General features: G+C 72.4%; 6 protein-coding genes. 1 reads left to right on the top strand and 5 read right to left on the bottom strand.

What is annotated here, in order from left to right; translation table 11 throughout:
• Positions 1-13 precede the first annotated feature (13 nt).
• From IEZ07_RS31185 to IEZ07_RS31205, 5 genes are read right to left on the bottom strand one after another with little or no spacing between them, the layout of a single operon-like run.
• A complete protein-coding gene (locus IEZ07_RS31185; RefSeq protein ID WP_191898083.1) occupies positions 14-943 on the bottom strand; it encodes a glycosyltransferase family 2 protein in 930 nt (309 codons plus the stop codon).
• The gene (locus tag IEZ07_RS31190) at positions 940-1,770 is read right to left on the bottom strand and encodes a Wzz/FepE/Etk N-terminal domain-containing protein (RefSeq protein ID WP_191898084.1); all 831 of its coding nucleotides are present in this window, start codon (positions 1,768-1,770) and stop codon (positions 940-942) included. The genes IEZ07_RS31185 and IEZ07_RS31190 overlap by 4 nt, the downstream gene beginning before the upstream one ends.
• Complete coding sequence (locus tag IEZ07_RS31195) at positions 1,767-2,630, bottom strand: sulfotransferase domain-containing protein (protein ID WP_191898085.1); 864 nt, start codon at positions 2,628-2,630, stop codon at positions 1,767-1,769. The genes IEZ07_RS31190 and IEZ07_RS31195 overlap by 4 nt, the downstream gene beginning before the upstream one ends.
• An 11-nt stretch (positions 2,631-2,641) precedes the next feature.
• The gene (locus IEZ07_RS31200; protein WP_191898086.1) at positions 2,642-3,844 is read right to left on the bottom strand and encodes a hypothetical protein; all 1,203 of its coding nucleotides are present in this window, start codon (positions 3,842-3,844) and stop codon (positions 2,642-2,644) included.
• Positions 3,841-5,232, bottom strand: a complete 1,392-nt coding sequence (locus tag IEZ07_RS31205; protein WP_239321044.1) for a hypothetical protein — start codon at positions 5,230-5,232, stop codon at positions 3,841-3,843. Before IEZ07_RS31205 ends, IEZ07_RS31200 begins: the two co-directional genes overlap by 4 nt.
• A 244-nt stretch (positions 5,233-5,476) precedes the next feature.
• Between IEZ07_RS31205 and IEZ07_RS31210 the strand changes: the two genes are divergently transcribed.
• Positions 5,477-7,999 (top strand): PKD domain-containing protein (locus tag IEZ07_RS31210; protein ID WP_191898087.1); only part of this gene is annotated, 2,523 nt, incomplete at its 3' end.

Below are 7,999 nucleotides of genomic sequence, written 5' to 3' on the forward strand. Positions count from 1 at the left end.
CCCCGCTCCGGGGTCAGATCCCGCGTCCCCTCGAGTGGGCCGTGCGGAGCATGAAGTCGGGACGGAGCAGGCCCGCCGTCATCATCAGCACCAGATAGGAGCGGGGCTGCCGCCAGTTGCTGCGGAAGGTCCGCCAGGCCAGCCTGAGGGCCTGCCTCCGGTCGCCGAGCGCGGCGAACGCGAACGCCTGACGACCGGTGATCTTGGCCGAGGCGCGCGGGTCCGCGCGCAGGATCTCGTGCTTGCCGGCGAGATACTCCAGCCCGTCGACGACCATGCGCCAGTCGCGCTGGAAGAAGGACTGGGAGCCCCACAGGACGCGGACCAGGGGCTCCTCCACGGCGGCGATCGGGCCGGCCGCCGCGGCACGGAGCATCCAGTCGTAGTCCTCGCCGTAGCTTCCGGGGATCTCCTCGTCGACCGGCCCGATCCGGTCGAAGAACGCCTCCCGGCGGACCAGCACCGTGGACGGATGGGCCTCCATCACCCGGCGGCGGGCGAGCTGCAGGACGGTGAGCGAGGACTCGTCCGCGACCCGGGCGGTGGACCTGCCGTCGAAGAGCACGTAGATGCCCGAGACCGCGACGTCCGCACGGCGGGACTCCAGGAGGGAGACCTGGGCGGAGAGCTTGCCGGGCAGCCACTCGTCGTCGTCGTCGCAGAACGCCAGGAGCTCGCCGCGGCTCCGCAGCGCACCGCTGTTGCGCGCGCCCGCCAGCCCCGGAGAGCGGTCGTTGCCGACGACCACCACCGAGCGGTGCGGATCAGAACGTTCCATCGAGGTGTCCGGCGGGACCTGGTCGTAGACGACCACGCACTCGATGTCGCCCTCGTAGTTCTGGCCCATGATGGACTCGATCGCCTTGGCGAGCAGCAGCGGCCGGTCGCGGGTGGCGACGACCACGGAGACGGTCGGCAACGCGCTCGGGGGGGTGTCGGTCATACCGGGGTTCTCCTGGGTCTGGGCTGCGGTGGTGTCGCGTCGTGCCGGGTGCGGCCCGCCCTCCGGTCCCGGCGGACGCCGAGGCCGATGCCGGCGAGCAGGCCGATCGCCGCGTAGGAGACCGGCGGCACCTCGCTGTTGTTCCGGTCGGGCCGCCGGGGGCGGACGGCCGTCCGGACGATCTCGCCGCTGCTCGTGTCCTGCTTCTGCAGCGCGGAGACCTGCCTCTCCATCTCGTTGATCTGACGGATGAGGGCCTGGCGGTGGGTGCGGGCCCTGGTGTTGCGGACAACCGTACCCTGCGTCATCGAGGCCAGCCTGGACTCCAGCACGCCGATGCGCGACTGCAGCGCCTCCAGGTGCCGCTGCCGGACGCCCGCGACGATCTGCGCCCGCAGGACGAGGTAGGCGTCCGTGGCCACGCCGACGCCGTTGAGCGCCCTGTCGGGGGTGGAGCCGCTCACCGAGACGGTCAACACGCGGGTGTTCGTCGGCACGGTGACGACCAGCCGCTCCGCGGCGGTCTCCGGGCTGACGCCGAGGGCGGTGGCGACCCGTCCGATCACGGAGCTGGAGCGCAGGATCTGCGTCTCGGTGTCCACCGTCACCTCGCGGGGGAGCCGCTGGCCGGGTTTGCGCTCGAGCCCCGGATGCACGGGCGTCGCGGGCGCGAACACCTGGGCCGAGGCGGTGTAGGTGTCGGGTGCCAGCAGGGCCTGCACCACGCCGGCGGCCAGCCCCAGCACGGTCATGACCCCGATGACCAGGAGGTTGCGGCGCGCGAACCTGAAGTAGTCCGACAGGACCGGATCCGGCCGGCCGCTCATCTCCGCCATGGTGGGGTGACCCCGAGCAGTCCGGCGAGACGCTCGTCGTGGGGGGCGAACCGGTCGGCGAGCTCGGTGCGGAGGGATTCGGGCATCGGAGACCGCGGCCGGGCGTTGTGCCGCTCGAACGCCTCCGGGGACCACCGGGGCAGGCCGAGGAAGTCCAGGATGCGGGCGTACTCGGTCTCCGGGTCGGAGAAGAAGTCCTCGGCGAACAGGACGTGGACGCGCTCCCTGCCGAACAGCCCGAACAACCGGTCGACCTGGTCGGCGTACCGCCCCCTGTCGACGTAGGAGTGGTGCCGGTGGCTGTGGCTCACGTAGGCGGGGTCCGCCAGGATCCGCGCCACCTCGCCCTCCAGCCGGCTCTCCTCCAGCTCGATCGCGCGCTCGAACGGCTCCGTCTCGAAACCGCGCGAGAGCTCGTGCCTGTGCGCGGAGTAGGCGCGCTCCACCGGGTCCCGCAGCACGGCGAGGAGCTTGACGCCGGGCAGGTCGGCGGCGATCCGCCCGGCGGACAGCGGGTGGTGCATGTAGTAGCCGGCGGACTCGCCCGTGACGACGGGCGCGCCCTGGGCCTGGCGGTGCGCCAGCGAGCGGATCGGGAAGTGCCCGCGGTACCAGCCCATCCCGCGCGGGTAGGCGACGTCGAAGTAGTGCACGCCCTTGTGGAACAGCGGCGGCACGACGCAGGGGTGCGCGATCAGGGCCCGCCACAGGGACGTGGTGCCGCCTCGCTGCGTGCCCACGAGCAGGAAGTCGGGCAGCATGCGCATCCCGCTGGTGAGCCGTCCCACCTGGCGGGTCACCGCTCGCCCGGCCTGCTTGACGACGGGGGGCGCGGACTGGCGTGAGAGCATGGCGTCCTTCCTTACATCCGGGGGCGGCTGCGGTCGAGGAGGTCGAGCAGGGCGTCGGCCTGGGGCCGCAGCGGCTCGCCGATGCTCCCCTGGCCGGCGATGACGTACCGGGCGTACAGCTCGGTCAGGTAGAGGGCGAGAGTGGCCCGGGCCGCCCGCTCCCCGACGCCGAACGGCTCCAGGGCCGCCAGGACGCCGTCCGACCAGACCAGGTCGGCCGTCCACGAGGTGGTGGGCCGGAACTGCTGGAGGGTGTAGTGCAGCAGGTCGAAACCGGCGGGCACGTCCCGGGCGAAGCGCTCCCAGTCCCACAGGTTGACCGCGTCGCGCCGCCAGGCCATGTTCCACGGGGTCCAGTCGCCGTGCCAGGCGCCGAAGCGCAGCTCCAGGTCCCCGTAGCGCTCCGCCAGGTGGTCGAGCAGACCCTCCAGCCGCGCGGCGGCGGAGGGGTCGCCGATCTCCGCCGGCACGCGCCGGAGGCGGTCCAGGAAGGGGCTCCCGGCGAGCGTGCGGACCTCGGCGGCGACGGCCGAGAGCCCGGACATCGCGGCGACGGGCACGGCGCCGGACGGCCGCCGGCGGCGCACCCCCGTGGGCAGCGCCGACATCACGAGCAGCTCCAGCCCGCGCCAGCTCTCATGGCGGATCATCCGCGGCACGCGGATCCCGGGCGGCCGGAGGACGGCGAGCTCCTCCAGCGCCGCCGCCTCGGCTCTGATCAGCTCGCGGGCCACATCCGTGTCGCCCACCTTCACGAACGCGAGGGACTCGCCGGACGGGGTGATCGCCTGGAGGACGGGCTTGCGGTTGGCGCGCGCGTTCCCGATGCTGACGCTGACCACCACGCGCCGCCCGAGGATCTCCGACAGCCGGTGCTCGACCGACTCTCCCGCGGGGCGGGACGCGCGGACGCGCATGCGGTCGGGGAGGAACCGCTGCGGCAGCCCGGTCCGGACCGCCGCGGAGAGCAGCCCGCGCCCGAGCCGGGCCCTGACGCCCAGGTCGTGGCTGTAGCGGCGGAGGGCCGTACCGGCGGCGCGGGGCGTGCCGAGGGGGAGGAGCAGGCGCGCCCGCCGGGCGTCGGGAAGGTAGACGAACTCCCGCACCTCGTCACCGGCGGTGGCCGGGCCCGGTCGCCGTCCGCGGGGCGAGCGGCTGACCTCGGCCTCGGGCCAGAGCCTGGAGACCGCTTCGATCCAGGCGGATTCGCTCACCCTCCCGCCACCTCCATTCGCTCGCGTCGCCACATCAGAGCAAGGGCGATCATGACGGTATACAGCGGAACGTCGAGTAGATCGTAGATGAGCAGGAACACCGCGAAACTGAGCAGCACGCAGCACCCCGCGATGGCGACGCGGTCGGGATCGCTCCAGTGCGCGGCGAAACGCCGGACCATGAACCCCAGGAACAGCCCCGCCCCGACCGTTCCGTGGGAGAAGATCAGAAACCAGAGGCTGCCCTGGGTGCCGAGGGGCGGGACGCCGCAACCCTTGCAGCCGGGCCGTTCCCCGCCGCCCACGGAGGCGAAACTGCCCTGCAGGTCGCGGGTGGAGCCGAAGCCCACCACCGGTGATCCGATCAGGGTGCTGACCACGGTCACCTCGTAGAGCTGGCCGCGCCTCTCGTTGCTGTGCGGTGTGTCCAGCCGCTGCTCGAACAGCGCCTTGAGCGGGGAGCCGGCGAACACGAGCAGCAGGGCCACCGCGCCGCCCACGGCCAGCCGCAGCGCCCACTTGTTGCCCTTCCGGGCGAAGCGGAAGGTCATGTACGCGGCACCCAGCCCCAGCACGCCCCACAGACCCCGGTTGAGCGAGTAGATCACCGGCCACAGGCACAGGAGCAGTACGGCCGGCAGGAGGAGGCGGCGCCAGCGGCCTCCGCGGCTGTGCGCGAGGAGGAAGAAGGGCAGGAACAGCGCGAGGTTGGCCCCCCAGGAGTTGGCGTAGGCGAACGGCGCGATGGGACGGGACTCCTCGTACCCGAGGAACGTGGTGCTGGTCGCCGCCTTCGGATGGATGAGGCTGGCCACCAGGTCGTTGCGCGAGAGCGACTTGGGGAGCACCAGTTCCAGCAGGGAGGGGAACTCGAGGTGCGGCAGCAGGACGCCGAGCAGGCCGCCGCCCACCGTCACCACGAACATGAAGCTCAGCAGCCGGACGACCCGCTCGGTCGGCAGCTCCTCCTCCGTGAGGTTGCCGACGTAGAGCAGGACGACCGTGATCGAGAAGTACCAGGCGGCGCGGTAGGCGAAGACCAGGATCCGGTTCGGTTCGGCGCCGGGCACTCCGTACGGCGCGTCGACGAAGAGCATGAGGGCGCCGAGCAGCATCCACACCAGGAAGAGCAGCCACATCGCGAAACCGCGCGGGACCCTGACGGTCCCGCGGCGCCACAGCTCCAGGACCATCGGCACGCTCATGATCAGGAAGATGAACGCGCTGAAACCGGTCACCCACCACAGGGGGAAGCCCAGGAAGATCACGCTGAGCGGCCAGCCCGGCCCCGGCCTGCGCGGCTGACGGCCCTCCACCGCCGACGGGGAGGGAGGGGACAGGCCGGCGAGAGCCCCGGAGGGCGACGAGGGCCCGGCCGTGCCTGACATGCGTGACCAGATCCTTCCAGGCGCGGCGGCGAACCCGTTCACGGGAGCGTGTCCATATTGAAGCCGATGCGAAGCTTTCGTGCCAGCCGCCTGTCTCGCCGCTGACCTGGGAGAGCGGTCTTGCTCAGGCGGTGTGGACGGGCATGGGACATGTCATAATCTGCCGACGGTCGGGGGCTTATGTGTTCTTTACCCTGGAGGGGCAATGAGGGGACGTAGACACGCCTCCGCAGCATGGATCGCGGTGTCGGCAATCTTACTTCTCGTATGGAGCGGTCCAGCGCTGGCCGTGCAGCACCCGCAGGACCGCGTCGTCTCCGCGGACCCGGCGAACTTCACGCCGCACGCCCTGGACGGCAGGGTCAACGCCGTCGTCCAGATCGGCAACCGGATCTTCGTGGGCGGCAGCTTCACCCAGGTCCGCGAGTGGGACGACCAGACCGTGCAGACCCGCAACAGGCTCTTCTCCTTCAACGCCTCGACGGGCCGCCTGGACGCGGCCTTCGCGCCGAACATGAGCGGTGAGGTCGAGGCGCTGCTGCCGGCTCCCGACGGTCAGTCGATCTACGTCGGCGGCGCCTTCGGGCAGGTCAACGGGGCCACCAACCGGGTGCTGACCCGGCTCGACGTGGCGAACGGGCAGGTGCTGCCGGGCTTCACCCCGTCGCTCAGCGCGCGGGTGCTCGACATGCGGCTGGCGGGGGGCCGGCTGTACGTCGGCGGCGCCTTCGCGACCGTGAGCGGCACGCCGCAGGCCGCCCTGGCGACCCTCGACCCCGACACCGGCGCGCGCGACCCGTTCGTGGACCTGGCCTTCGCCGGGACGCAGAACGGCGGCACCACGCAGATCCTCAAGCTCGACGTCACGCCGGACGAGTCGCGCCTGGTGGCGGTCGGCAACTTCGCCACCGTCGGCGGGCAGAACCGCCGGCAGATCGTCCAGCTCGACCTGACCGGCGAGAGCGCCGAGCCGGCGGACTGGCACACCGCCCGCTACGAGGCCGCCTGCTCCAGCTCCTTCAACACCTACATGCGCGACGTGGACTACTCGCCGGACGGCCGGTTCTTCGTGGTGACGACGACGGGCGCCTACGCGGGCGGCCCGCCCAAGCTCTGCGACACCCACGCGCGCTGGGAGACCTACGCCTCGGGCTCGAACCTCAACCCGACCTGGGTCAACTACACCGGCGGCGACACCAGCTACGCGGTGTCCGTGACCCCGCAGGCGGTCTACGTCGGCGGCCACTTCCGCTGGGCCAACAACCCGTTCCGGGGCGACGCCGCCGGTCCCGGGGCCGTCTCCCGGCCGGGCCTCGCGGCCCTCGACCCGGTCAACGGCGTCCCGCTGACCTGGAACCCGACCCGGACGCTCGGGGTCGGCGTGTTCGACCTGACCGCGACCGCGCAGGGGCTGTGGGTCGGCAGCGACACCGACCGCATCGGCAACTGGGAGTACCACGCCAGACTGGCCATGTTCCCGCTGTCGGGCGGCGCGGTCGTGCAGCCGCCGTTCGCCGGCGTCCTGCCGGCGGACCTGTACCAGCTCGGCGCGGGCGAGACCGCCACGGACACCGTCCAGCGCCGCTCCTACGACGGGACCGCGCTCGGCGCCGTCCAGCCCGTGGGCGCCGGAGGGACGGCCTGGTCGGGGGCGCGGGGCGCCTTCATGCTCAGCGGGCGGCTCTACACCCCGTGGTCGGACGGGAGGCTCTACCGCCGGACCTTCGACGGCACCACGTTCGGGGCGGCCGCCGAGGTCCCCCTGAACGGCCTGACCGACTTCGCCGCCGACATGCAGAACATGACCGGCGTGTTCTACGCCCACGGCCGGCTCTACTTCACCCGCAGCGGCCAGTCCTCGCTCTACTACCGGGGCTTCACGGCCGAGAGCGAGATCGTCGGGGCCCAGCGCTTCACCGCGAGCGGCAGCGTGGCCGGCGTCGACTTCAGCCGGGTCGGCGGCATGTTCCTGTCCGGGGACAAGCTCTACTTCACCGATCGCCTCGACGGCCGCCTGCTCCGGGCCGACTTCGTGAACGGCGCTCCGGTGGCCGGCACGGCCACCGTCCTCAGCGGCCCGGCCGTGGACGGCGCCGACTGGCGCCAGCGCGCCCTGTTCATGTTCGCCGGGGCCGGGACCGCGGCGCCCAACGCCGCTCCGGTGGCGGAGCTGGTGCCGGAGTGCGAGGAGCTGACCTGCACCTTCCGCAACACGGGTTCGCGGGACCCCGACGGCACGGTGGTCGCGACGAGCTGGACGTTCGGCGGCGGCGGCGGTGCGTCGGGCGCCGTGGTGCGGCACGCCTTCCCGGGCAGCGGCACGTATCCGGTGACGGTGACGGTGACCGACGACCGGGGCGCGACGGCCTCGGCGACGGCGAACGTGACGGTGCAGGGCGCCAACCAGCCGCCGGTGGCGGACTTCGCGGCGACCTGCGACCAGCTGGCCTGCTCGTTCGACGCCAACCCGTCGAGCGACCCCGACGGATCGGTCACCGCGTACGCGTGGGAGTTCGGTGACGGCGCCACCGCCACCGGGGTGACCGCGTCGCACGCCTACGCCGCCGCGGGCGCCTACCCGGTCAAGCTCTCGGTGACCGACGACCGCGGGGTGACCGTCTCGGTCACCAAGGACATCTCGGTCGTGCAGCCGTCCACCGGGGTCGAGTTCGTCGGATCGGCGGCGTCCAACGCCAACGTGACGACGCACTCGGTGACGGTGCCGGGGCAGGTGGCCGGCGGTGACGGGCTGCTGCTGTTCATGACG

Source organism: Planomonospora parontospora, assembly GCA_014647935.1.
In the GTDB taxonomy this organism is placed as follows: Bacteria; Actinomycetota; Actinomycetes; order Streptosporangiales; family Streptosporangiaceae; genus Planomonospora; species Planomonospora parontospora.

Coding starts and splice junctions, on each gene's coding strand:
- IEZ07_RS31205 (WP_239321044.1), bottom strand. CDS start 5,232: ATGTCAGGCACGGCCGGGCCCTCGTCGCCCTCCGGGGCTCTCGCCGGC.
- IEZ07_RS31195 (WP_191898085.1), bottom strand. CDS start 2,630: ATGCTCTCACGCCAGTCCGCGCCCCCCGTCGTCAAGCAGGCCGGGCGA.
- IEZ07_RS31185 (WP_191898083.1), bottom strand. CDS start 943: ATGACCGACACCCCCCCGAGCGCGTTGCCGACCGTCTCCGTGGTCGTC.
- IEZ07_RS31190 (WP_191898084.1), bottom strand. CDS start 1,770: ATGAGCGGCCGGCCGGATCCGGTCCTGTCGGACTACTTCAGGTTCGCG.